The 23305-nt window shown below is 34.4% G+C and carries 26 protein-coding genes and 1 riboswitch; of the genes, 14 read left to right on the top strand and 12 right to left on the bottom strand.

What is annotated here, in order from left to right; genetic code table 11:
* Positions 1-7: 7 nt before the first annotated feature.
* Both OEV82_RS04810 and OEV82_RS04805 read left to right on the top strand, forming a co-directional pair.
* Complete coding sequence (locus tag OEV82_RS04810; protein WP_263061203.1) at positions 8-1102, top strand: prephenate dehydrogenase; 1095 nt, start codon at positions 8-10, stop codon at positions 1100-1102.
* Positions 1103-1301: 199 nt separating this feature from the next.
* The gene (locus tag OEV82_RS04805) at positions 1302-2678 is read left to right on the top strand and encodes an FAD-binding oxidoreductase (RefSeq protein ID WP_263061201.1); all 1377 of its coding nucleotides are present in this window, start codon (positions 1302-1304) and stop codon (positions 2676-2678) included.
* Positions 2679-2727: 49 nt separating this feature from the next.
* On the opposite strand, the gene OEV82_RS04800 is transcribed toward OEV82_RS04805, so the two are convergent.
* A complete protein-coding gene (locus tag OEV82_RS04800) occupies positions 2728-3420 on the bottom strand; it encodes a Crp/Fnr family transcriptional regulator (RefSeq protein WP_263061200.1) in 693 nt (230 codons plus the stop codon).
* A gap of 280 nt (positions 3421-3700) precedes the next feature.
* Here OEV82_RS04800 and OEV82_RS04795 point away from each other — a divergent pair, with 280 nt between their 5' ends.
* Positions 3701-4141, top strand: coding sequence for a PaaI family thioesterase (locus OEV82_RS04795; RefSeq protein WP_263061199.1), 441 nt, complete (start codon positions 3701-3703; stop codon positions 4139-4141).
* Positions 4142-4383: 242 nt separating this feature from the next.
* Positions 4384-4797: a GNAT family N-acetyltransferase gene (locus OEV82_RS04790; protein ID WP_263061198.1), complete on the top strand. Its 414-nt coding sequence runs from the start codon at positions 4384-4386 to the stop codon at positions 4795-4797.
* Between the two features lie 364 nt (positions 4798-5161).
* Here the strand turns inward: OEV82_RS04790 and OEV82_RS04785 are convergent, their stop codons facing one another.
* The 4 genes from OEV82_RS04785 to OEV82_RS04770 all read right to left on the bottom strand — a co-directional run bounded on the left by OEV82_RS04785 (position 5162) and on the right by OEV82_RS04770 (position 6267).
* Complete coding sequence (locus OEV82_RS04785; protein WP_263061197.1) at positions 5162-5317, bottom strand: YvrJ family protein; 156 nt, start codon at positions 5315-5317, stop codon at positions 5162-5164.
* Between the two features lie 84 nt (positions 5318-5401).
* A complete protein-coding gene (locus tag OEV82_RS04780) occupies positions 5402-5623 on the bottom strand; it encodes a DUF2922 domain-containing protein (RefSeq protein ID WP_263061196.1) in 222 nt (73 codons plus the stop codon).
* Positions 5624-5654: 31 nt separating this feature from the next.
* Complete coding sequence (locus OEV82_RS04775; protein ID WP_263061195.1) at positions 5655-5873, bottom strand: DUF1659 domain-containing protein; 219 nt, start codon at positions 5871-5873, stop codon at positions 5655-5657.
* Between the two features lie 100 nt (positions 5874-5973).
* Entirely contained in the window at positions 5974-6267 is a 294-nt protein-coding gene (locus OEV82_RS04770; RefSeq protein WP_263061194.1) for a hypothetical protein, read from the bottom strand.
* A 472-nt stretch (positions 6268-6739) separates the two neighbouring features.
* Between OEV82_RS04770 and OEV82_RS04765 the strand changes: the two genes are divergently transcribed.
* The gene (locus tag OEV82_RS04765) at positions 6740-7612 is read left to right on the top strand and encodes a glycerophosphodiester phosphodiesterase (protein ID WP_263061193.1); all 873 of its coding nucleotides are present in this window, start codon (positions 6740-6742) and stop codon (positions 7610-7612) included.
* A 33-nt stretch (positions 7613-7645) separates the two neighbouring features.
* Here OEV82_RS04765 and OEV82_RS04760 read toward each other — a convergent pair whose 3' ends face one another.
* The gene (locus OEV82_RS04760) at positions 7646-9025 is read right to left on the bottom strand and encodes a Glu/Leu/Phe/Val family dehydrogenase (RefSeq protein ID WP_263061192.1); all 1380 of its coding nucleotides are present in this window, start codon (positions 9023-9025) and stop codon (positions 7646-7648) included.
* A gap of 179 nt (positions 9026-9204) precedes the next feature.
* Here OEV82_RS04760 and OEV82_RS04755 point away from each other — a divergent pair, with 179 nt between their 5' ends.
* Complete coding sequence (locus OEV82_RS04755; protein WP_263061191.1) at positions 9205-10545, top strand: MATE family efflux transporter; 1341 nt, start codon at positions 9205-9207, stop codon at positions 10543-10545.
* A gap of 34 nt (positions 10546-10579) precedes the next feature.
* Here the strand turns inward: OEV82_RS04755 and OEV82_RS04750 are convergent, their stop codons facing one another.
* On the bottom strand, positions 10580-10825 hold the full coding sequence (locus OEV82_RS04750) for an indolepyruvate ferredoxin oxidoreductase subunit alpha (RefSeq protein ID WP_263061190.1): 246 nt from the start codon (positions 10823-10825) through the stop codon (positions 10580-10582).
* An 18-nt stretch (positions 10826-10843) separates the two neighbouring features.
* Positions 10844-11266: a hypothetical protein gene (locus OEV82_RS04745; RefSeq protein WP_173658168.1), complete on the bottom strand. Its 423-nt coding sequence runs from the start codon at positions 11264-11266 to the stop codon at positions 10844-10846.
* 173 nt (positions 11267-11439) lie between these two features.
* On the opposite strand from OEV82_RS04745, the gene OEV82_RS04740 reads away from it, so the two are divergent.
* Together OEV82_RS04740 and OEV82_RS04735 are read left to right on the top strand one after the other, a co-directional pair.
* Positions 11440-11871, top strand: coding sequence for a GNAT family N-acetyltransferase (locus OEV82_RS04740; protein WP_263061189.1), 432 nt, complete (start codon positions 11440-11442; stop codon positions 11869-11871).
* A 158-nt stretch (positions 11872-12029) separates the two neighbouring features.
* A complete protein-coding gene (locus OEV82_RS04735; protein WP_263061188.1) occupies positions 12030-12662 on the top strand; it encodes a LysE family translocator in 633 nt (210 codons plus the stop codon).
* A 46-nt stretch (positions 12663-12708) separates the two neighbouring features.
* Here the strand turns inward: OEV82_RS04735 and OEV82_RS04730 are convergent, their stop codons facing one another.
* Complete coding sequence (locus tag OEV82_RS04730) at positions 12709-13632, bottom strand: AEC family transporter (protein WP_173658716.1); 924 nt, start codon at positions 13630-13632, stop codon at positions 12709-12711.
* A 222-nt stretch (positions 13633-13854) separates the two neighbouring features.
* On the opposite strand from OEV82_RS04730, the gene OEV82_RS04725 reads away from it, so the two are divergent.
* From OEV82_RS04725 to OEV82_RS04715, 3 genes are all read left to right on the top strand, one after another.
* Positions 13855-14328, top strand: coding sequence for a DUF2975 domain-containing protein (locus OEV82_RS04725; RefSeq protein ID WP_263061187.1), 474 nt, complete (start codon positions 13855-13857; stop codon positions 14326-14328).
* A 132-nt stretch (positions 14329-14460) separates the two neighbouring features.
* Positions 14461-14700: a hypothetical protein gene (locus OEV82_RS04720; protein ID WP_173657857.1), complete on the top strand. Its 240-nt coding sequence runs from the start codon at positions 14461-14463 to the stop codon at positions 14698-14700.
* Positions 14701-14775: 75 nt separating this feature from the next.
* Positions 14776-15618: a hypothetical protein gene (locus OEV82_RS04715; RefSeq protein WP_173657856.1), complete on the top strand. Its 843-nt coding sequence runs from the start codon at positions 14776-14778 to the stop codon at positions 15616-15618.
* A gap of 828 nt (positions 15619-16446) precedes the next feature.
* On the opposite strand, the gene OEV82_RS04710 is transcribed toward OEV82_RS04715, so the two are convergent.
* Positions 16447-17577: a 5-methyltetrahydropteroyltriglutamate--homocysteine S-methyltransferase gene (locus tag OEV82_RS04710; protein ID WP_173662054.1), complete on the bottom strand. Its 1131-nt coding sequence runs from the start codon at positions 17575-17577 to the stop codon at positions 16447-16449.
* A gap of 91 nt (positions 17578-17668) precedes the next feature.
* A riboswitch (SAM riboswitch) is annotated at positions 17669-17772 on the bottom strand.
* A 178-nt stretch (positions 17773-17950) separates the two neighbouring features.
* On the opposite strand from OEV82_RS04710, the gene OEV82_RS04705 reads away from it, so the two are divergent.
* Positions 17951-18838 carry a fructose bisphosphate aldolase gene (locus OEV82_RS04705; RefSeq protein ID WP_263061186.1) on the top strand — a complete coding sequence of 296 codons (888 nt, stop codon included), beginning with the start codon at positions 17951-17953 and terminating at the stop codon, positions 18836-18838.
* 333 nt (positions 18839-19171) lie between these two features.
* Positions 19172-20242, top strand: a complete 1071-nt coding sequence (locus tag OEV82_RS04700) for a CapA family protein (RefSeq protein WP_407672739.1) — start codon at positions 19172-19174, stop codon at positions 20240-20242.
* Between the two features lie 143 nt (positions 20243-20385).
* Here the strand turns inward: OEV82_RS04700 and OEV82_RS04695 are convergent, their stop codons facing one another.
* Together OEV82_RS04695 and OEV82_RS04690 are read right to left on the bottom strand one after the other, a co-directional pair.
* Entirely contained in the window at positions 20386-21372 is a 987-nt protein-coding gene (locus OEV82_RS04695) for an NADPH:quinone reductase (protein ID WP_173657706.1), read from the bottom strand.
* A gap of 92 nt (positions 21373-21464) precedes the next feature.
* A complete protein-coding gene (locus OEV82_RS04690; RefSeq protein ID WP_263061184.1) occupies positions 21465-21887 on the bottom strand; it encodes a DUF1284 domain-containing protein in 423 nt (140 codons plus the stop codon).
* Between the two features lie 209 nt (positions 21888-22096).
* On the opposite strand from OEV82_RS04690, the gene megL reads away from it, so the two are divergent.
* Positions 22097-23281 (top strand): methionine gamma-lyase, encoded by a 1185-nt coding sequence (gene megL / locus OEV82_RS04685; RefSeq protein WP_173662251.1) that lies wholly within the window; start codon positions 22097-22099, stop codon positions 23279-23281.
* Positions 23282-23305: the final 24 nt, after the last annotated feature.

Genomic DNA, 23305 nt, shown 5'->3' with positions numbered 1-23305 from the left:
TATAGTCATGAGGAAAACAGTGTTACTCGTTGGGACAGGATTAATTGGAGGTTCCATAGCGTTAGCAATCCGTAGAGAACATGATGTTTTTATTTACGGTTATGATATTAATATTGAACAAGTTGAAAAAGCGTTATCCTTACAAGTGATTGATGAAGTAGTAACAGATTTAAAAAGTCCTGCTGAAAACGCTGATTTAATCATTTTGGCATCACCAGTTGAAGAAACAAAAAAAATAATGAAAATGATCACTAACTACAGTTTAAAAGAAGATGTGATCATAACGGATGTTGGAAGTACAAAGCGGGATATTATGTCGCTAGCTAATCAATTATGGAACGGGGATGTGACATTTGTTGGCGGACATCCAATGGCAGGCTCCCATAAAACAGGAGTTGAAAGTGCCAAAGCACATCTTTTTGAAAATGCCTTCTACGTATTAACTCCACAAAAAACAACACCTTATGAAAAAATTGAACAATTGAAACAATGGCTGAAAGGAACGAATTCCAAATTTCTCGTATTGGATGCGGAAGAACATGATTATATTACAGGTGCGGTTAGTCATTTTCCGCACATCATCGCAGCAGCATTAGTGAAACAAGTGAAAAAACATTCCGATAGAAATCCATTTATTTCAATGTTGGCCGCAGGCGGTTTTCGCGATATTACTAGAATTGCTTCAAGTAGTCCGAAAATGTGGAAAGATATTGTAAAGCAAAATCGTGATCATTTACTGCGATTGCTGGACGATTGGATAATGGAAATGCGAAATGTGAAAAGTATTCTCGAATCGGATGAGAACGGTAAAGCCATTGCTCGTTATTTTCAAGAAGCGAAGGATTTTCGTGATACGATGCCAGTTCGAGTAAAAGGTGCCATTCCATCCTACTATGATTTATATGTGGATGTAGTCGATCACCCAGGTGCCATCGCCAAAATTACAACCATTCTAGCTGAAAATGAAATTAGTATAACAAATATAAATATTATTGAAGCTCGAGAAGGCTTACTTGGTGTATTGCAAATTAGTTTCCAAACAGAAGAGCATCGAATTGCTGCACGAACTTTGCTTGAACAAAATGGCTATCAAACTTATTAGAGATAATGGAAAACAATATTTTGCTGACTATTATATACAAATTAAAGTGTAATGGTAAAGAAAAGGTTTGCTCTTAATGAATGAAGGGCAGGCCTTTTTTGTTTTCCTGTAACTCATGAAACTTTATTCAAATCACATAACTGTATTATAATAGATAAAACAAATAATTTTCAGATATTTTAAAAAGGAGTGTTATAGTTTGAAAACATTAAATATAGAAAGTTTAGTTGCTGAATTGAAGGAATTAATCGGTGAGGACCGAGTTAGTCAAAATGAAACGGTTTTAGAGCAACATTCAAAAGATGAGTCTTATCATACTCCTATTCTTCCTGATGTTGTCGTATTTCCAAAAACGACAGAAGAAGTCAGTCGCATTATGAAACTTGCGCAAAAATATGAAACTCCTGTTGTACCTTTTGGCATTGGTTCCAGTTTAGAAGGACATGTGATACCAATAAAGAAAGGTATATCGCTTGATTTTACGTTAATGAACAAGATTTTAGAAATTCGGGAGAAGGATCTTCTTGTTGTAGTTCAACCCGGTGTTACAAGAATCCAATTAAATCAAGCATTAAAAAGTTACGGTTTGTTTTTTCCCGTTGATCCAGGGGCAGATGCAACATTAGGCGGAATGGCAGCAACCGGTGCGAGTGGCACAACGACAGTTAAATATGGAACAATGCGTGATCAAGTGCAAGATTTAGAAGTTGTGTTAGCTGATGGTACAATAATACATACTGGCAATATGGCGGCTAAATCGTCTTCCGGTTATCAATTAACGGGTCTTTTCGTTGGATCGGAAGGGACGTTAGGCTGCTTTACGAAGCTCACTTTAAAAGTACATGGATTGCCTGAATTTGTCATGGCTGCCCGGGCAGTATTCCCAACAATTGAAGATGCTGTTAATGCAGTTGTTGATGTCCGACAGGCAGGGATTCCTGTTGCCCGAGCGGAACTGGTGGATGAACAATCGATGCATGTAATCAATGCCTATAGTCAAACCAATTTCCCAGAAAAACCAACATTATTGTTTGAGTTTCATGGCAATGAATCAGGGTTAATGGAGGATGTGCGCCTAACAAAACAAATTTTAGAAGATCACAACTGTCGTGATTTTATATATGAGACTGATCAAGCTAAACGAAATCAACTTTGGAAAATCCGTCATCATATGGCTTATGCGTTTATTCATACGTATCGGGGCAGAAAGTTCATGGCAACAGACGTATGTGTACCGATTTCAGAATTAGCTGGAGCGATTTACCATGCTCGCAAAGCGTTATTTAAAAGTGGGATTCCAGGTGGAATTGCCGGTCATGTAGGAGATGGGAATTTCCATATTTCTCTCATGATTGATACAAATAATGAGGATGAAATAATGCGGATAAAAAAGTTAAATCAGGAACTCATTAAATATGCCATTGAAAGAGGCGGAACTTGTACAGGAGAACATGGAGTCGGAATTGGGAAGAAACCTTATCAAATATTAGAACATGGTACAGCCTTTGAATTTATGAAAAAAATTAAAGATGTGTTTGATCCAAAAGGAATCTTAAATCCAGGAAAGATTTTTTAGAAAGCAACTCTGCATGGAAGAATTTCCTTGCTTCTATGCAGAGTTTTTATTAAAACAATTCTTCTTTTAAACTTTCAATATATATAATCATTTGACCTTTTTCGTTCGTTTGAATAAGATATTTCTTTTTTAGTTGAGATAGGGTGCGGCTTATCGTTTCTCGGCTTGAACCAATCATATTCGCTAATTCTTGGTTTGTAAAACTGCTCAAAAGAACAGTCCGCTCATGATCAATGAGTTTACCATGGGACTTTGCTAAACGAATTAACAGAAGGATGATTTGTTCATACGTATTATGTAAAATTTTTTCTTCCAATCGGTTTTGTAAGTCAAATATTTTATCACCTAATAGACGGATGACTTTCATGGCTGCTCGGGGGTGGGTGAATAAAAATTGTTCAAATAAATGAATCGGAATATAAATTAACGTAACGTCTTCAGTAACAAGGGCGTTGGCCGGATAATTTGTTTTCCTGAAGAAACCGAGATGTGGAAATAAATCACCTTCTTTTAAAATATTGACAATTTGTTCTTTCCCTTGTAAATCTGTGCGGTAAATTTTTACTTGGCCATCATAAATGAAATAAACATTCGATAACGGTTCATCTTGCATAAAAATATGAGAATCTTTCGCTAGCTTCCTTGTCCCTGAAATGTCCACGATTGCATCCATTTCTTCATCAGACATATTTTTAAAAAATGAAAATGGTTGGAGTAAGTTTTTTATTTGTTCTTTATACATTTGAACGTTCCTTTCACACGATTTTCAAAATTTCCATCAATAAAAACGATATTCCAAATAACATAACTTGAAAATAGGAAATTTGTAAAATAAAGATCATATTGTAAAACAGTTCGATTAAAATGATTTTAATCTATATAAATAATTTTAACTTTTCATTACCGTTATTGAAACATTTGCTAAACGTAAATATTTATGAAAATTGATGGGAATGGAAAATTTTTCAATATTAAGCTATTATGTTATGATTAAAATAAACATTCTTTGGTAGGTGAATTTCTTGAAAAAGCAAGAATTTCTAGCGCTCGCAGAAAATGCATATGACTCCTACGAATTAAAACCAGAAAGTATTTTTATGTTTAAATTATTCCAATTTGCCTTTGAGTATAATGATGAAGAAAAAACATGTACGGTTTCTGCTCCAGTAACCGATTATATGTATAATCCTTCCGGGATTGTCCATGGAGGTATTTTAGCGTTTATTGCTGATACAGCGATGGGGCATTTAAATTTCCGTTATAAAAAAGTACAATATGTCACATTAGAATTAAAAACCTCCTATTTTAAAGCGGTTTCTTCAGGAAAACTGATGGCAACAGCACGTTATATTAAAGACGGGTATAACGTTTGTTTTATAGAATGTGATGTAAGAAATGAAAAAGGTGATTTATTAAGCAGGACAAACGGTACCTTTTATCGTTATGAAAAAAAGAATACATAAATATAAGGGGTTGATTATGATCAGTCCCCCCTAAAATGAGTAGGTACTATCAAGTTGATTTCAGGAAAGTATAAAAAGAGCGAATTGAGAAACATAAGGATTTCTCAACTTCGCTCTTTTTTGGACTTATTGGACAGCCCCTTGCAATTCCGGTTTTAATAGATTTATTGGTTAAGTGTACAAGACATATTCTAGTTTATTCATAAGATAGTAGCAGGTAATCTAAATTTTGGAGGTGCATGATGTATATACGAGAACGCAGACCTGCTATTGATGACCGACATTTAATTGATATTACATTAAATAATTTTGAAACTACCCGTGAGCAAACGAGACGAATTTTACGTACTGCTGATACAGTCTTAGTCATCTGTAATGATCGAAATCAGGTGATTGGCTATATATCCTATCGTTGGATCTTAAAAGGCTTTGCCTATGTAGATTATGTCGTGTTAGATGAGCAATATCAAGGGAAAGGTATTGCAAGTTCATTACTACCTAAAGTAATGGAGCATGCATTAGAAAATAATATCTATTGTGTATTAGGATATGTAAGTCTTGAAAATGAGGAAAGTTTGAGAAAATTTCAAAAGTGGGGATTTCAACCGCTTTTCTATTGGTTAAACGGTGTTGTCATCGGTCGGATGTTAATCTAAACTGGATTAGTTAGCCTACTTAAAAGACTACACTATGGAGATTAGTTGAATGGTCTTAACATAAAAAGGGGACTATCTGGTGCGATAGTCCCTATTTTTATTAAACACTATTAAGATCTATTATGAACTTCTTTTCTTTCTTCTTTTCTTATTATCGAATAATGGTGTTTTCACTTTTGGATCTTTTCCTGAAAAACATCGATTTCCATTCGTTGTTCTTCTTTTTTTACCCATATCTTTCACCCCTTTATCTACGTTTCTATATACTATGTGAAAATAGATTGGGATGTAATGGACAAGGGTTTATTAATAAATAGATTTACAAACTATTTATGAAGAATAATATATTTATACTATGGCTTTATTAGTAGTTTACTAGGTTAGTGTTACGTAATTTTTCTGGCAGTTTGTCGATGGATTGGATGACTTGGTCCAATTTCGTCTCTACCCGATAAAGTAAAATTAAGGTAACGACAATTGGAAAACCAACTTCTCCAATCAAAGCGTACAACTCCGTCATTTATTTCCCTCCTATTAAGAAGTGGATCGTTGAAGAGGCTGGCCAACTTATAGGAACAGCCTCTTAGATTATGTCAACGATCAACTATTCAAATTTAATCACTTCAACACCGCGCTGTATTTTACGCGCTTCTTTCACAGCAACAAAAGAGGCGCCAGTTGAAGTTTCAAAAATATTAGCTGCAACAATTTGTTCCATTGCTTCTTTTATGGTATCCCCATCTAAATCTTCCTTTGGATTATTAACGGATAGTCGAACGTTTCTATCATCCGAAGTAATAAATACTAATTCTAAAGTCACTTCCATTGTATTCACCTCCAAAATTTAACGATGGATATTATTCGTTAATTTCCGATTTGTCATCTCGTTCAATTTTGTAAAGAGGTAACTGACAAAGACTTGCAATCGCTTGTGCAGCCTGAAAAATTTCGTCTGCTGTACTCGTTGTCTTCACATTGTTATAACTTTTCCTTTTAAATACAGGATTTCCTTCTTGATCAATTCCTGCCGCATAAATTAAGCGGATATTCGTGTCAACGTGGTTTGCATTTGCCAATTTCTTTCACCTCCTTCCCTTCATCTTTGTTATGATGAAATTTCCAAAAAAGGGTTAATAAAAAATAAAATTTTTTGAGGAAAGGAAATGGATGAAATGCTTAAGTCTTTTTTAAACGATATTTATAAAATGTATCGGAATTATTCTCTCCTTCTGTTGTATTCTGGATAATTCGGCAAATGGCAGCTTCAAGAAACAATATGACTTCCTGCTTGTTTGGCAGACTTTGAAATAATGTTAATATATTTTTTATTTGATCTGTACAACTGACGCCGATCAAATAGTCGTGCACGGTTAAATAATATTTTCCATGAAAAACTTTTTGATAAAGATCGATGCCAAAATGATCATAAAGTAATGTTGCTAATTCGAAATAATATGTATTGGAGTTCATAACAATTCACCTCGAAAGGGAATAGTTATCACAATTATTGACAATGTTATTAATTTTAAACGTTCTCGTATAATTGTAATAATCGCTTATTTTTTTTTGATAGGGGAAGGGGGTGGAAATTGAATTTGAGGTGTTAAAAGCCTTTATTTACCGAAATAAAATGTATATGATGTTTTATTGAGTTAGATCAAGCAAAAAATGGGATGCATGGGAGATCATTGTCCAATATTACTACTTAAAACTTTCAAATCGTAGTTTTTTCAAAAAATCCTTTTCGTTTCAGGAATGTTTGAAATCCTACTACACTTTCAGTTTATTCAACAAACATATTAATGTAAAAGTTTTTTAAAAAATGGTAATGTTCGTTGTTTCTGTGCAAATGAAAATGGTTAAATAGAAATAGGCTGGATGATGAATCATGAGGTAAAAGTGAACTTACCGATTATGTTTTGTCTATAAGGAGAGGATGGATATGACAAAAATTTTTGGTCATCGTGGTGCTAAAGGTACTTATCCCGAAAATACGTTATTAAGTTTTAAAAAAGCTATCGAAATAGGTGTCGATGGATTAGAATTAGATGTCCACGTAACGAAAGATGGGGAAGTCGTTGTCATTCATGATGAAACTTTAGATCGGACAACGAGTGGAAGCGGCTGGATCAAAGATTTAACATTGGCTGAAATTCGTAAAGTCAGTGCAGGAAGTCGATTTTGTCATTTTAATAAGTATGAAAAAAACTGGGATCACGAAAAGGTGCCAACTTTACAAGAAGTACTTGAACTGATTGCGCCATACCCAATTGAATTAAACATCGAATTAAAAACTTCTATGATCCCCTATGATAGGATTGAAGAAAAAGTTTTGCAAATCGTTGATCAATTTGCCTCTGATAAAAAGGTGATTTATTCCTCCTTTCACTTACCAACATTAATTAGGATAAAACAAATGGAACAAGAAGCAAACATTGCTTGGTTATTGAACGAAGGGATATCCCTTCCTGAAGATCATTTAAGCACACTTGATTTAGAAGTGCTCCACCTTCATAAACATATCGTCATCCCCGATACAAAATTATATGAACAAATTTCCCATTTGCTTCATCATTCGCAAGTGGATGTACCAATTGAAGTATTACAATATGTTTGGAAGAAATGGAAAGAAAATCATCCAGAACATCTGCAACATATATATGAAAAAATCCGTGTCTGGACTGTCAATGATCCAAATGAAATTACACGATTACTTGATTTAAATGTGAAAGCGATCATTACCGATGATCCTGAAAGGGCAGTAAGATTACGAGACAAGAGGAAAATTGTAAATGAAAAAAGGAAAGAAAAATGAAACTGGGACTGTTAGGCAGCCCCAGATATTTTTTTAATATAGTTTTCCTTGACGGTATAAAGTTGTGCATAATTTTTTAACAGCTTGGATATAACATTGTTCTCGTAATGAATATCGATCATTAAAATATTGGGGGTAAATGTGATCAAAGGTCGCTTGCATCTTTTCATATAATTGTTTGTAAACTTCTTCTTCACTATAATACTGTGTTTCCCTTCCTTGTAACCATTCAAGGTAGGAAACAATGACACCGCCAGCATTCGATAAAACATCTGGTAAGATGACAACACCTCGATCATTCAAGTATTGATCTGCTTCAGCGGTAATAGGCGCATTTGCTCCTTCAACAATTAATTTTGCTTGTACTTGTGCGACATTATCTTGATGAATTTGATCTGCTAAAGCTGCTAAAATAAGCACATCGACATCTATGTATAAAATATGCTTATGATCATAAATTTCAGCTTCGATGTTTTCCTTTACTAATTGTTCCTTTGTTGTTGGTAAATCACCTCTATTTTGTGCGGTAAAACGTACAAGTGCTGGGATATCTAGGCCGTTAGCATTGTACAATGTAACATTACGATCACTTACAGCGACGACTTTATTTTGTAAATTTTGGCAAATATAAGCTTCTAATGCTGCAACGGAACCCACATTACCAAAGCCTTGAATGGCAAGTTTCAATGGGGTTTTATCTTTGTAATTAAGTAATGTTTTCGCATAAGGATGTTCGGTTTTATTAAATGCATCAATGTTTTTATTTAAGTAATTGTGAATTAAATAACGTAAAGTAAAATACACACCTTTCCCCGTTGCTTCTCTTCTACCTAATGAACCACCGTTACCGACACTTTTTCCGGTGAAACTACCTAAATATGGTTTTCCAGGGTTAATACTTTTATATTCAGCCATCATCCAGTCCATTTCCCGCTCACTTGTTCCTACATCCGGTGCCGGGATATCTTTATCTGGTCCGATAATCCCGTTAAAATAACGAACATATTTTTCACAAATTAAATGTAGTTCTCGTTCTGAAAAATTTCTTGGATTGATGACAATGCCACCTTTTCCGCCACCAAATGGTACATCATGTAAAGCATTTTTTAACGTCATTAAAGCAGCAAGGTTGATTACTTCTTCTTCATCAACTTCTTCATGGAAACGGATGCCGCCTTTATATGGTCCTAGTGTATCATTATGTTGCACCCGAAAGGCAAGTATTCGCACAACTTCTCCACTTTCTCGAGCAATACGTAGAAAAGATTTATGTATATAATTTGGGGTAGAAAGAATAGCGGCTAATGAATGAAAAGCTTTTTCGCGATTACTCCATGTTAAATGGGGCAGAAATGTTTCATCTTCTTTAATAAGATTTAATGAATGGTCAACAATAGTACCCGTTTGGGCCATTTATATCCCTCCAACAAATGTGTCATTCTATATCGGCTTTATCAAAACTTATTATTATTTATAAACATAAAGATGGAATAACTTGCATTAAAAAGCTAAAATCGTTTATTACTAAGATTAGTATGCTAAACTAAAAGGGAAATGTACCAACATTTTTTGAAAAGGAGCTGTCATTTCGTTTGACACAACAGGATTTTACAAAAGGATCGATTCGGAAGCAGATGATAAATTTTGCTGGTCCGATTATTTTAACGAACATATTACAAGTTTCCTATCAATTGATTGATAGTTTATGGATTGGAAATTTAATTGGTGATAAAGCTTTAGGTGCTGTCACTATTTCATCTACTGTTATTGTTACTGTGTTAGCCTTTATTATTGGCATTAATAATGCAACATTAACAATTTTATCTCAGCTAAAAGGGAAGGAAGACCATCAAGGATTGGTCCATTATGTGAATGCCTTTGTAGTGATTTTATCCTTACTTGCATTATTACTCGGAGTTTTCGGTGTAATCTTTTCTAAAAATATATTAGACTTTTTAAATACGCCTCATGAGATGCTTAATGGAGCAAACATCTACTTACAGATTAACTTTTTCGGTATTTTATTACTAATGGGTTATAATTTTATTGGCACTGCACTTCGGTCGTTAGGGGATAGTAAAACACCTCTTCGATTTGTCTTTATTGCAGTTGTCTTAAATACAATATTAGATCCGATCTTTATTGCCGGATTTGATTGGGGAATTGCTGGTGCAGCATGGGCAACGGTCATCTCACAAGGCACCGCCTTTTTACTTGCATTCATTTATACCCTTCGTAAAAAAATGATTCCATTTACCATACCGAGACGACCGAAATGGGAAGAAGTATGGCTGATCTTTAAATTAGGGATACCTGCAGGTCTGCAAATGATGGTAATCCATGCTGGAGTAATGGCCATCTTATCTGTTGTAAACTCCTTTGGTGCTGCAGTTGTTGCTGGGTATGGTGCATCACAAAGGATAGATAGTTTAATCATACTTCCGGCAACTGCCTTAGGAACGGCAGTGAATGCGATGGTCGGACAAAATATCGCTGTCCATCGGTGGGATCGGGTAAGGCAAATTGCAATTTATGGGGCAATCTATAATTTTTTCATCATGGTGACGGTTGCGACTGTAGTCTTTATCTTTGCTAAATTTTTGACACGACTCTTTTTAAATGAAACGGAAGCGATTCAATTTGGAACGGATTACTTAAAAATCATTGCCTATTTCTATCCATTTATCGGTCTTAACTTTATTTTAAATGGAATTGTAAGAGGATCTGGAGCGATGTATCAAGTATTAGTGTTAAACATTATTTCATTTTGGTTGTTAAGATATCCGTTGTCTTATATCTGTTCAAGTTTAATGGGTCAAAATGGAATCGCTGTTGGAGTCGGTATTAGTTTTGTAATTAGTAGTTTCTTTGCCTATGCTTATTTCCAGTGGGGAGGTTGGAAGAAGAAACGGTTATTTAAAGACGGAGGCTGATTGAAAGGGTCAGCCTCTAAGCTGATTATTGAACTTATCCTTCATATGTTTTATAAAATTCAATTGCTTTTTGAATATATTCTGTTTCTTCAGGGGGAACATCTTCTTCGTAATAGATTGCTTGAACGGGACAAACGGCTTCACAGGCGCCACAGTCAATACAAATATCTGGATCGATAAAAAACTGGTCATCACCTTCAGCAATACAATCAACAGGACAAACATCAACACAGTCTGCAGCTTTTTCCCCGATACAAGGGGAAGTGATAATATAGGCCATTATCTTGCTCCTCTCCTATTATGGATTGATGCTAAGTAAGATACCGTTCATTCGATTTAAGTTTTTCCTAATTTTAACTGCACTTAAATAGTCAATCTTATCATGATAGGTTTCTTCTTGTTCGAGTTGTTCTTCATAAGCTAGTTGTTCATATGCCTCTATATTGTTTCCCGTTGATTCCTCATAATCCATAAGTAAGTGATTTTCTAATTGTTGCACATTTTGACTGATTTCATTTAAGTTTTTTGTGATGGCAATGGCCGCGTCCAAACGCTCATCACCGTGTAAATAGGCAATCTGTTCGGATTGGCGATATTGTTCGTGTAATTGTTCTTTAATAGAAGTGAGTAATGTCTGATGTTTTTGATCGACAATCATATGGTCAAGAATTTGGATCGTATCCCCCATTAATGCTTGCAACCGTTCGAAAGCGTCACCCATATCAAACCCACCTTTTTTATTTTCTATCCTAATTTATTATTTACGAACGTTTTTCTGCTTATACAGTTGAATAGAAGTAATGATATGCTTTGTTAAAATTTGTCAATAAGGATTTACTTTAATAGAATATTTTGTCAAGATTATTTTATAAAAACAGAAGAGAGGAATGTAAAATGGAATACCGAAGAATTGAGAATGATTCAGATTTGCAAAAAGCATTTGCCATACGGGAAGAAGTGTTTGTAAAAGAACAGAATGTTCCATTGGAAGATGAATTTGACGAATTTGATCAATTGAATGGAAGATGTGAACATCTTCTTGTTTATTTTAGTGGGACACCAGTTGGGACAGGACGGCTTAGAGTGGTTGACGGCGTAGGTAAATTAGAAAGGATTTGTATATTAAAGCCATATCGTAATTTAGGAATCGGTAAAATAATTGTACAAGCCTTAGAAAAAATAGCAAAAGAAAAAGGAGTGACAAAAGTTAAATTACATGGCCAAACACATGCAGAAGGTTTTTATCTTAAGTTAGGTTATAAAACAGCATCGGATGAATTTATTGAAGATGGTATCCCCCATTATGTCATGGTGAAAAAATTGTAGAAAAAATATGTTTGATTTATATACTTACTTATTTGACTAGTTGCGATTGTCTAGGTTGGCAATCGCTAATTTATTTTGATTAGGTACTGATTAAATTTTAAAATTAATATTGTATAATTATCAATATTTAAACAATAAAAATGGATAGGGGATAGGTTATGGGATTATTTTTTACATATGTATTCGTCGGATTAGCCATTGCAATGCCAGTAGGTACGATTACGGTAGAAATGTCTAAGCAAGGTTTAAAAAATGGTTTTTTGCATGGTTGGGCTGTCGGCTTAGGTGGCATGACGGTTGATTTCATTTTAATTGCTGCTCTTTATTTAGGTTTCGCATCCATTCTTCAACAACCATTTATCCAAGTACCAATGTGGCTAGTCGGTGCTATTTTTTTATTGTTCATTGGTTTAGATTCCATTAAGAATGCCGATAAAGATATCACACCATTAGGTGAAAAGCCTAAAAAGTCTCTTATCTCCTCTTATCGGAATGGATTTTTAGTTGCGATTTCTCCTGGAAATATTGCATTTTGGTTAAGTGTTTTCGGCACTGTATTAACGAATTCTTATGATCATAAAGAGCCAATGTTATTTTTCCTTCTTGCATCAGGTGTTTTGACAGGGATCGTCATTCATGATATCGGTTTATTGACGATTTTAACTTACACGAGAAAAATCATGAGCCGTACATTGATTAAGTCTATTTCTATAATTGCCGGGTTCATTTTAATCGGTTTTGCTGGTTATTTTATCTATGAGTTTATTGTTGGTATCAGTAACTTCATTTAAATGATATAGCAGTTTTGGAGGTAAAGATTTTTCAATTGATAATTGTTTAGGAGATAATCACCATACATATTGGTAAAACAATAAAGGAAGCTAAAGTTGTCCAGAAAATTGTTTTCGAGACGGCAAGTGGTGAAGCATCAAACTTTTCAGCAAGTATTGCAGCATTCACCGCAACCGGCATACAAGATAAAATAAATAAGACAGAGGCAATAGTTCCTTGGATATTTAGTAAAGTGAGTATGAAAAACGCGATAAATGGTGCAATTAATGTTCGAATACAAAAACCGGCATAAAAAGTGATTTGAACATGTTTTTTTAAACTGGAACGTGTTACTCTCATCATTTGAGCACCTAATAGGCATAAGACGATTGGTGAATAGCTATCTGCAACCATCTCAATTCCAATTGTAATCCCTCTTGGAAGTTGCCATTCGAAGATGTTAAAAGGGAAAGCAAAAAGAGTTGCATATATAGCAGGAAGTTTAAATATGGTTGTGAACGCATTTTTTGCTGAAAAATGTGAACGGGCAGCAAAATAAACACCAATGGTATTGATTAATATTGTTTGTAAGATAACATATATGGCGGCTTTTTCTAAGCCAAGTTGTCCTAAAGTTAAAAGGACCAGAGGTAAACCGTAATTGACACTATTTGTAAATGTAGCAATTAGAGTCAATCCTGCCGTTTCCGGTTCTGGAAGTTTTAATAGTTTACTAGCCATCTTTGCCACTAACCACATAAGAATAATGTAAAGGGTAGAGTAAACAAAAGTCAAAAAAACATCTTGAAACACAATGTCTGCTTTTAATATTGTGTCAAAAATTAACATGGGTGTTAAAAAATAGAGCACAAGTGTTAATATCGGTTTAATATTTATGTTTTGAAAATATACGAGTACAGCGCCTGCAATAACGGGGATAGATAAAGGAATAATGGCATTAAAAATAGTATGTAAAATCGTTTCCATCATCAATAATCAACTTCCTTTTCAGAATAGTTAAAAAAATAAACACATTCATCATTTTACAATATTTAGTATGATGAATACAAAAAAATGGAATAGAAAATTATCGTAATACTAATCCGTAAAGGACTGGTATTTTTTTGTGAATTTTATTAAAATCAATAAAAATTTATTGAAAATCAATAAAAAACAGCTTATAATGGTTGGTAAAAAAAGAGGGGTGTTGGTATGGAAAAGGGAAAAATTTTATTTTTAAAATCAGCGATCATCTTGCTTGGAGTCATTATGTTTGCCCTCTGTATCGGATTGGCTGAATTAGCGAGATATACGGCAAAAACGAATCCTGAATATGCATATTTACGCTATCCAATTTTATTTGGTATGTATGTCACAGTCATCCCATTTTATATCGCTCTTTTTCAAGCTTACAAAATATTGAAATACATAGAAATAAAAAATGCTTTTTCACAATTAGCGCTTCAATCACTACAAATAATCAAGCGATGCGCAGTGACTATCAGCATTTTATATGTTGTCGGAAGCATAGGATTGCTGTTATTAAATGTTCTACATCCAGGAATATTCCTTGCTGGAATTACTATTATTTTTACATCCCTTGTCATCGCAGTATTTGCTGCCGTCCTTCAAGCATTATTTAAAAGTGCATTGGAAATAAAGGAAGAAAATGAGTTGACGATTTAAATTTTCGTTTTAGGGGGATATCTGACGTTGTTCTCGTTCATTCTCATTATTTTTTTTGTTTCTATCACAATTCTGGCCATTAAGATGAGGAAAAGGCCTAGTTCAACTGGAAGGCCGTATAAGTGTTCCTATGTGATCTGCATCTTATTGGTTTTAAATTGGCTTCTTTATTTTGCCGGTTTTTATACAATATTACCTTTACAAATCGCGGATATTATGTTTACTCCAATTTGGTTGATATTATCGTTCTTAGGTTTATTAATTGCTTTTATCGAATATAAAAGAAGCATGGGAATTGCAGTTCCGATTGCTTGGCTTTCCATTATTAGCTTGGTTTTTTCACTAGTCCTCTATGGAATAGGTAAGATGTAGTTCTTTAATGACAACTGCATTGGAAAAAGGAAAAAATGTGGTGAAACAATAGAAGGGATATAATGGGGAGGTAAAATGAATATTTATAATACAGTTCCTTATTTTATCAATTATTACGAACCGACAGAGGAATTTTTAAAAACTTATCAGAAAACATTTGCTCCACATTTTCGTGAATATTTTCTATATCATTGTAAAAACCCGGATGACAAAATAAAAGTTGCTCATCAAAGGTATAATTTAAATGATATTAGTGAGATTTCTAAAAACATAGAAAAATATATACAGGAAATTGCCAAGAGTTATCAGAAGAAATATAATGTTCAATTTGAAAAGGATGTTCATATTATTGTAGGGATGTTTGGATCGAATGCCTTTTGCCAGCGAGAAATTATTCCGGAAGTTACATTTTGTGTAGAAAAATTATCACCTAATGCTGAACATTTAAAAGTGATTATTGCTCATGAATTCGGCCATGTCCTTCACCGAATATTTTCTTACCAGGAGAGGATGGACTGGTACTCTGTCCAATGGTATCATCCATACACGATGTTACTAGAAGAGGGGTGTGCTACATATTTTTCTAAGCAAGTTTCGAAAGCAAAAACATCCGTATATTTTTCTTATGATGAAAATGGGGATGAGTGGTTAAATTTTGCAATAAATAATTTCAAGTTAATTTTGAATGCGTTTTTGGAAGATCTGGAAAAATACTCTCATGAACATATATATTATGAATGGTTTTCGATTAGCGGAGGGAAACGCTTTGGTTATACAAGGTTAGCCTATTATATCGGTTATCGTGCCGTGAAAAAATTAATTGAAAAATATGGAGAATTAAAAGGTATTACGATTTGGCGAAATCCAAGCTTTTTCGATCAAATGAAAGAGATTCTAGTAGAATTAAAAAATAGTTAGGCCAAATATGATAATTCTAAATTATATTGAGGAGTAGTTCTTAGGTGCGTTTTGTCCTGTTATCTTCCACAATAATCTATAGGGAGTTATACTTCTCCGAACACTTTTTTTACGATTGATCTGCTTATCTGCGAGAGAAAGGTTTTCATGACGTCTATGAACGTTTTTTTTCGGTTTACTTAAGAAAAAACTGTTTTCATCGAGTGGGTGAGTGCACTTTTTTTCAGTTTACTTGGGAAAAACTGTTTTCATCGAGTGGATGAACGCACTTTTTTTCGATTTACTTTGGAAAAACTGTTTTCATAACGTCTATGAACGCATTTTTTTCGGTTTACTTAGGAAAAACTGTTTTCATCGAGTGGATGAACGCACTTTTTTTCGGTTTACTTGGGAAAAAACTGTTTTCATCGAGTGGATGAGTGCACTTTTTTTCGATTTACTTTGGAAAAACTGTTTTCATAACGTCTATGAACGCATTTTTTTCGGTTTACTTGGGAAAAAACTGTTTTCATCGAGTGGGTGAACGCATTTTTTTCGGTTTACTTAGGAAAAAACTGTTTTCATGACGACCATGAACACATTTTTTTCGGTTCACTTAGGAAAAAACTGTTTTCATAACGTCTATGAACGCACTTTTTTTCAGTTTACTTGAGAAAAACTGTTTTCATAACGTCTATGAACGCATTTTTTTCGGTTTACTTAGGAAAAAACTGTTTTCATAACGTCCATGAACGTACTTTTATTCATTTACTTTCGAGGAAACGGTTCTTAACACGTCCATAACGCAAAAAAATGTAGGGGACACGTTAATGGTGTCCCCAAGCCTCTTTAAGAGTTTCCCCATACGCTTTCAGCAATTTGGATTAAGTGTTTAATTTTATTCCATTGTTCTTCTTCCGTTAAAAGGTTCCCTTCTTCTGTACTAGAGAATCCACATTGTGGGCTAATCGCTAAATTTTCCAAAGGTATAAATTGACTCGCTTCATTTATTCTATTACGTATATAGTCTGCATCTTCGAGATCAGGGAATTTGGATGTAAGTAAACCGAGTACGACTTTTTGATTTTTACGTTTAAAGCTCCTTAATGGTTTAAAATCACCTGAACGTTCATCATCGTATTCTAAGAACAGACCGTCAATGTCTAAGTCTGTAAAGATCGTGTCTGAAATATTTTCATAACTGCCTTCAGCAAAATAGGTTGATTGGAAGTTACCGCGACATATATGCATGGTTATCACTAAATCATCAGGCTTTTCGCTAACAGCACCATTTATTGCATGAACTCTTGAAGCTATAATTTCATTCACTTCTGTACCATATCGTTCCTTCACGAGCTTAATGCGATTTTCGTCAACAAAATCGCTCCAAGACGTATCGTCTAATTGTAGATATCGACACCCAGCGTCATAAAATGCTTGAATGGCTTTTTGATAAGCAACGATTGTATCTTCTATAAGGGTTTCGAGATCACCTTGATAGTATTCATCGGATTGGAATCGTCCAATTAACATATTTGGACTTGGAATGGAAAACTTTGCTACTTGTGTCCCATCACCATGTTTTTCAACGGTTTCTTTTAAAAATTGAAAATGCTCAATCATATAATGGTTATCAAAATCAATTTTATCCACTATTTTAATTGCCTTATTTTTAGGACTTGGACCTTTGAAGCGATTCACATACTCAGCTTCAAACCAATCAACTCCTTTTAATCCAGCAAGAAAATCTAAATGCCAATATTCCCGTCGAAATTCGCCATCTGTAATTGATTTTAGGCCAAGTTCAATTTGTTTTTGCACAAGCTTTTCAATTTCTTCATCCTCAATGGCTGTTAGCTTATTTTGGCTGATATCACCATTTTGGAATGCTTTTCTAGCCTCTTTTATCACCTTAGTCCTTAAGAAACTACCAACATGATCCGCATAAAAAGGAGCTTTAATCGATGTTTTGAGTGCCATTTTCATACCCTCTTTCATGAATTAATATAATAAAAAACCTCTTCTTAAAAATAAGAAGAGGTTAGTATTCAACATAAATTGGATTCATCTCTTCTTATCTTCAAGCAATCATTGCTTTCTGGATTTGGCACAGTACTATAAAAGTCCGCTGCCGAGGCTTCGTTGGGCCAGTCCCTCCACCTCTCTTGATAAGAATACTGAAAATATGAAATTATTTAATTGAAATAAGAATAAGTAATTTTTGTAAAAATGTCAACTGTTTTTGGATATGTTTATAGATAGATTGAATGTATTATAATGAATTTTTGGAAAAGTTTTACTTATCCGATATAATAGAGTTGTACTAGATTATAAAGTGAAAGGAGAGCTGTTTATGAACAAAGAACAATTGCAACGCATCCAATCAGGCAAAGGATTTATTGCGGCCCTTGACCAAAGTGGAGGAAGCACACCGAAAGCTTTACGAAATTACGGAATTTCGGAAGATCGATATTCTACAGATGAAGAAATGTTTAATTTAGTACATGAAATGAGAACGCGGATCATGAAAAGTCCTGCTTTTGATTCAAAATATATTTTAGGTGCAATTTTATTTGAAAATACAATGGAACGTAAAATTGATGATCGTTATACAGCAGATTACTTATGGGAGAAAAAAGGGATTGTCCCGTTTTTAAAAGTAGACAAAGGATTAGATGAGCTAAAAGAAGGTGTTCAATTAATGAAACCAATTCCTCATTTAGAAGATTTATTGAAAAGAGCAAAAGAACATCGCATTTTCGGTACTAAGATGCGTTCGGTTATAAAAGAGGCTAATCCTGTTGGGATTAAGAAGATTGTTGAACAACAATTTGAAATAGCAAAGCAAATTATGGCTGCTGGCCTTGTTCCCATTATTGAACCGGAAATTGATATTTACAGTCCAGATAAAGCGAAATCAGAAAAAATAATGAAAGAGGAATTCTTTCACCATTTAGCAGAACTTGATCAAGATGCAAAAGTGATGTTTAAACTATCTTTACCAAGTGAAGATAACTTCTTTAAAGATTTATTAGAAGACCCACGAGTTGTCCGAATCGTTGCTTTATCTGGGGGGTATAGCCGTGATGAAGCGAATGAAATTCTTGCTCGAAATAAAGGAATAATTGCGAGTTTCTCCCGTGCATTAACAGAAGGTTTAAATGTTCATCAAACAGATAAAGAATTTAATGAAACATTAGAAAAAGCAGTTCTAGCCATTTATGAAGCTTCCATTCAATAACATTGTCACGAACACACCTAAAGCAAAACAAGCTTTGGGCTTTTTAAAAGATAAGACATATGGGTATTGATGACATAGTGAAGGAAAATATTAAAATTTTATTTCAAAAGTAACGATTGTTGTTATATAATCTTAATGCTATTATCCTATTTTTATATTTTTATAGGTCATTTATACTGATTTGTTGTTGAGGGAGGTAACGGATTGAATATTCAGGATGGGAAAGAAGGGCTGCGGCGCAGAAAGAAACAACAACAAGCAAAAAAGAAAAGGCAAAAAATTTATATAACCTTATCTCTATTAACGGTATTGTTTGTTGTGGGCGGTGGCGGAATTCTTTTATGGCAATCTATTAAAGAAACGAAGCCCATTGGAAATGTCGAAATGCATGTTAACAAGTCTGTTTTAGCTGTTGTGAAAAAAGAAGTACCTGAACGAAAAATTGAAACAATTACCGTAAGTGCAGCTGGAGATTTTACCCTTGGCTATGATGAAGATTATGGTTACACTGGTTCGTTTGTACATGAAGCAGATACAAAAGGATTAGAACATTTTGTTGGTGGTTTAAATGATATTTTTAAAAATGATGATTTTTCAACGGTCAACTTAGAAACGACATTAACGACATCAACACAAAAGGCACAAAAGAAATTCCGATTTAAAGGTAATCCTGAATATGCCAAAATTTTAACAATGGCAGGAATTGAAGCGGTTAACCTTGCGAATAATCATATTTATGACTATTTAGAACAAGGCTATCAAGATACGATGGCCAATTTGGAAAAGGAAAATATTGGTTACTTTGGGTATGATCGTAAATATATAGATACGATCAATGGTATTAAAGTTGGTGCATTAGGATATGAAGGATGGTCAGATACCCAAGAGATTCGTAATCAAATAGAGAAGGATATTCAAAGTTTACGAAATCAAGGTGTTCAGTTAACAATTGTACACTTCCATTGGGGGATAGAACGTCAATATGTTCCTACTAAAGCACAACAAACATTGGCCCGATTTACGATTGATAGCGGTGCCGATTTAGTTTTAGGCCATCATCCGCATGTTGTTCAAGGCATTGAGGAATATAATGATAAATTTATTGTTTATAGTTTAGGGAATTTCATGTTCGGTGGTAATAAAAATCCAAGTGATAAAGATACATTTGTATTTCAACAAAAATTTTATTTTGAAAATGGAAAATTATCCAATAAAAAAGAGATTGATATCGTGCCGTTCTCCATTTCCTCAACAACGCATCGAAACGATTTTCGTCCAACCATGCTAACTGGAGAAGAGCATGATCGCGTTCATGCAAAAATTGTTCATGTATCAAATCAAATAAATGGTTCTAGTTGGTTAGTGTATGAAGTAAAGGGACCAATCGTTTCGGCAAATGAATAAAAATTAGTGTCAAAAAAATACCAGCCTTATTTGGTGAAATAAGAGGAGATATTCATCCCCATCTATATCGATGGGGATTTGTTAGTTCAGTTATGATTGATCATTTTACAAAAGAAGCGCTCGTTTTCTTCTGTTCGTAATGGTTATGATTTCGTAATTTCTAATACCATTTTGCCTTTTGCTTTACTTTCAATAATTTCTATATGAGCCCTTGAGGCTTCCTTTAATGGGATGATTTTGCCAACAATAGGCTTCAGTCCACCATTTTTTAAAGCAGCTTCAATTGCTACTAAACTTTCATTATATTCATGTACCGGAGCATTCCAAACTGCCATACCAAGGATATCTGCTTCTTTTGCCATGGTGAGTCGAGGGTTAAAATCAAGGGAACCACGGTTGCCAACGACAACGATTCTCCCGAATTTGTTAAGATATGTAAAATCTTGTTCTAAGTTGACATTCGCTAACATCTCTAAAATGACATCAATTCCTTTAAAATGGGTCAGAGAAGGAAGGGTGTCTAAATAATTTGCTACACTATGATTTAACACAATATCAGCACCGGACTGTTTGACTAATTCTATCCCTTCTTCTGTACCAGCAGTTCCAATGACGTTCGCGCCAATATATTTTGCGAGTTGGACAGCCAAGAGACCGACACCACCAGATGCCCCGTGAATCAATACGGTTTCACCAGGTTTTATCCGAGCGCGGTGGAATAGAGCTCGATAGGCTGCAGTTGCTGGTATTCCCAAAGCAGCTCCTTGTTCAAAGCTAATGGATTCTGGTAAAAGATAGACCGCATCTACATCACAAACAACTTTTTCTGCATATGTACCTGTTTTTCTTCTAGCTAAGGTTGATGCAACAAATACACGATCCCCTGGTTTTAAGCGCGTTACCCCAGGACCGATGGCATCTACTATACCTGCACCATCAAAACCGGGTATATACGGTAACTCAGGTTCGAAAAAGGCATATCCTCCTTGCCGGATATACGTTTCGGCTGGATTGACACCGGCATAGTACAATTTTACCCGGACTTCGTTTTCATTAGGTACAGGTTCTTCAACATCCACATACTTTAAAACTTCAGCTCCACCAAAAGAAGACATTTGAATGGCTTTCATAAAATCCCTCCTTCATTTATAAACGATCTATCTTTATATGATAGTATATTTTGATTTTTAATTAAACTGTTTTGGAAATTTTCAAAAAATATTTATTTAAACTCTACTTTTCTTAAACCTTTATGATCGAGAATATCTTGTATACCTTCTTCACAAACGCCAAATGAGCGCCAAGAGCAGGTTTGGCAAATATGCTGTATATCTTTTGGTACGACAAACCTGCGGATTCGTTCTTCAATTTCTTTCCATTGTACGTCTTGCCCAATTTTCAACCTTAATTTTTCTAAAATTTCATGGTCACGTTTGTAAATATGTTGATCTTCACAATGATATTTACCCGAGTTTGGGTATTTTTCACATAATTGATCTGGACCATCAACAATTTCAATCCACGTGTTGGGGTTTTCACGTATGTTTCGATGCATATAGGTCATATTTTCAATATATTCTTTTGAATAACCCATTCCACGAAATCCGACAAGACAAAAGAGATGATGTCCGCGTAATTGATACATTTTATCCCCCCTAGACCATAATGTTAACGTGAAAATTATCAGGTTTACTAAAATATAGCATATCAAATTGCATCTGCTTTGTGCAGTCATTTTTACGATTACTTCTTCCGAATATAAAGTAAAAGTAAGGAATAAACATATTTTGAAAGGGGTTTCATTATCAAGTAAACAGTTTCGTTTTGAAAAATAAATTTAATGGAGGAGAAATGATGTCTCAAGATGATAAATTATTTGATACTTCTGTTGTTCATGATGGATATGATGCGAAAGGAATGTTAGGCAGTTTATCGGTACCTATTTTTCAAACATCAACATATGCTTTTGAAACAGCTGAACAAGGGGAAAGGAGATTTTCTGGAAAAGAAAATGGGTATATTTATACACGTTTAGGTAATCCGACCGTCAGTGTTTTAGAGGAGCGGATTGCTGCTTTAGAAGGGGGAGAAAAAGGACTGGCTTTTAGTTCTGGTATGGCTGCAATTGCAAGTATATTAATTGCACTTACAAAAACGGGGGATCATATCATATGTTCTGCAGGATTATATGGGGGTACATTTAGTCTGTTCAATTTGTTGAAAGAAAAATATAAAATTCAGTTCGATATTTCAACAATGGAAACGAGAGAACAAATTGAATCATTAATTCGTCCAGAGACAAGATGTATATACGTGGAGACCCCGATTAATCCAACGATGAAACTAATTGATTTACAAATGGTTGCCGAAGTTAGCAGTAAACATCAATTACCTGTTATAGTTGATAATACATTTGCTACACCGTATTTACAGCGACCGCTAGAGTTGGGATGCGATGTCGTTATTCATAGTGCGACAAAATATATTGGCGGTCATGGTGATGTAATTGCTGGACTTGTTGTCGGAAAAGCGGAATTTTTAAATCAAGTAACAATGACCACATTAAAAGATATTGGTGGCGTTTTATCTCCGTTTGATGCTTGGTTATTATTAAGGGGGTTAAGAACATTACCTGTTCGAATGGAGCGGCATTCACAAAATGCGGAGAAAATATTTTCACTGTTAAAAGATCATCCAAAAGTCGCTGCCGTTTATTATCCTGGTGATCCGGAAGCATTTCAATATGAAATTTTCAAAAAGCAAATGTCCCTTGGTGGCGGGATGATTTCTTTTGAAATTGAGGGTACAAAAGAAGATGCCCAACATTTTTTAAATTTGTTAAAATTAATTAAAATAGCAGTAAGCCTGGGAGACACAGAAACGTTAATTGAACATCCTGCAACGATGACCCATGGATTGCTTTCTCAAGAAGAAAGAGACGCGGTTGGAATTCGCGATCAATTGATTCGCCTCTCAGTAGGTTTAGAACATTGGAAAGATATTTGGGCAGACTTAAAACAGGCATTGGATCAATTATAAAGTGCATATTTTCATCTTGTTATA

This window comes from Pallidibacillus thermolactis (assembly GCF_025660415.1).
Classification (GTDB): Bacteria; Bacillota; Bacilli; order Bacillales; family Caldibacillaceae; genus Pallidibacillus; species Pallidibacillus thermolactis.
This window is presented reverse-complemented; position numbering and strand designations above follow the sequence as displayed.

What these genes read in the sequence shown, in the direction of transcription:
- OEV82_RS04765 (WP_263061193.1), top strand. Translation starts at nt 6,740, where the DNA reads ATGACAAAAATTTTTGGTCATCGTGGTGCTAAAGGTACTTATCCCGAA.
- OEV82_RS04750 (WP_263061190.1), bottom strand. Translation starts at nt 10,825, where the DNA reads ATGGCCTATATTATCACTTCCCCTTGTATCGGGGAAAAAGCTGCAGAC.
- OEV82_RS04780 (WP_263061196.1), bottom strand. Translation starts at nt 5,623, where the DNA reads ATGGAAGTGACTTTAGAATTAGTATTTATTACTTCGGATGATAGAAAC.
- OEV82_RS04735 (WP_263061188.1), top strand. Translation starts at nt 12,030, where the DNA reads ATGGGATTATTTTTTACATATGTATTCGTCGGATTAGCCATTGCAATG.
- OEV82_RS04770 (WP_263061194.1), bottom strand. Translation starts at nt 6,267, where the DNA reads ATGAACTCCAATACATATTATTTCGAATTAGCAACATTACTTTATGAT.
- OEV82_RS04730 (WP_173658716.1), bottom strand. Translation starts at nt 13,632, where the DNA reads ATGATGGAAACGATTTTACATACTATTTTTAATGCCATTATTCCTTTA.
- megL (WP_173662251.1), top strand. Translation starts at nt 22,097, where the DNA reads ATGTCTCAAGATGATAAATTATTTGATACTTCTGTTGTTCATGATGGA.
- OEV82_RS04760 (WP_263061192.1), bottom strand. Translation starts at nt 9,025, where the DNA reads ATGGCCCAAACGGGTACTATTGTTGACCATTCATTAAATCTTATTAAA.
- OEV82_RS04705 (WP_263061186.1), top strand. Translation starts at nt 17,951, where the DNA reads ATGAACAAAGAACAATTGCAACGCATCCAATCAGGCAAAGGATTTATT.
- OEV82_RS04810 (WP_263061203.1), top strand. Translation starts at nt 8, where the DNA reads ATGAGGAAAACAGTGTTACTCGTTGGGACAGGATTAATTGGAGGTTCC.
- OEV82_RS04740 (WP_263061189.1), top strand. Translation starts at nt 11,440, where the DNA reads ATGGAATACCGAAGAATTGAGAATGATTCAGATTTGCAAAAAGCATTT.
- OEV82_RS04785 (WP_263061197.1), bottom strand. Translation starts at nt 5,317, where the DNA reads ATGACGGAGTTGTACGCTTTGATTGGAGAAGTTGGTTTTCCAATTGTC.
- OEV82_RS04690 (WP_263061184.1), bottom strand. Translation starts at nt 21,887, where the DNA reads ATGTATCAATTACGCGGACATCATCTCTTTTGTCTTGTCGGATTTCGT.
- OEV82_RS04790 (WP_263061198.1), top strand. Translation starts at nt 4,384, where the DNA reads ATGTATATACGAGAACGCAGACCTGCTATTGATGACCGACATTTAATT.
- OEV82_RS04745 (WP_173658168.1), bottom strand. Translation starts at nt 11,266, where the DNA reads ATGGGTGACGCTTTCGAACGGTTGCAAGCATTAATGGGGGATACGATC.
- OEV82_RS04695 (WP_173657706.1), bottom strand. Translation starts at nt 21,372, where the DNA reads ATGAAAGCCATTCAAATGTCTTCTTTTGGTGGAGCTGAAGTTTTAAAG.
- OEV82_RS04725 (WP_263061187.1), top strand. Translation starts at nt 13,855, where the DNA reads ATGGAAAAGGGAAAAATTTTATTTTTAAAATCAGCGATCATCTTGCTT.
- OEV82_RS04710 (WP_173662054.1), bottom strand. Translation starts at nt 17,577, where the DNA reads ATGGCACTCAAAACATCGATTAAAGCTCCTTTTTATGCGGATCATGTT.
- OEV82_RS04800 (WP_263061200.1), bottom strand. Translation starts at nt 3,420, where the DNA reads ATGTATAAAGAACAAATAAAAAACTTACTCCAACCATTTTCATTTTTT.
- OEV82_RS04715 (WP_173657856.1), top strand. Translation starts at nt 14,776, where the DNA reads ATGAATATTTATAATACAGTTCCTTATTTTATCAATTATTACGAACCG.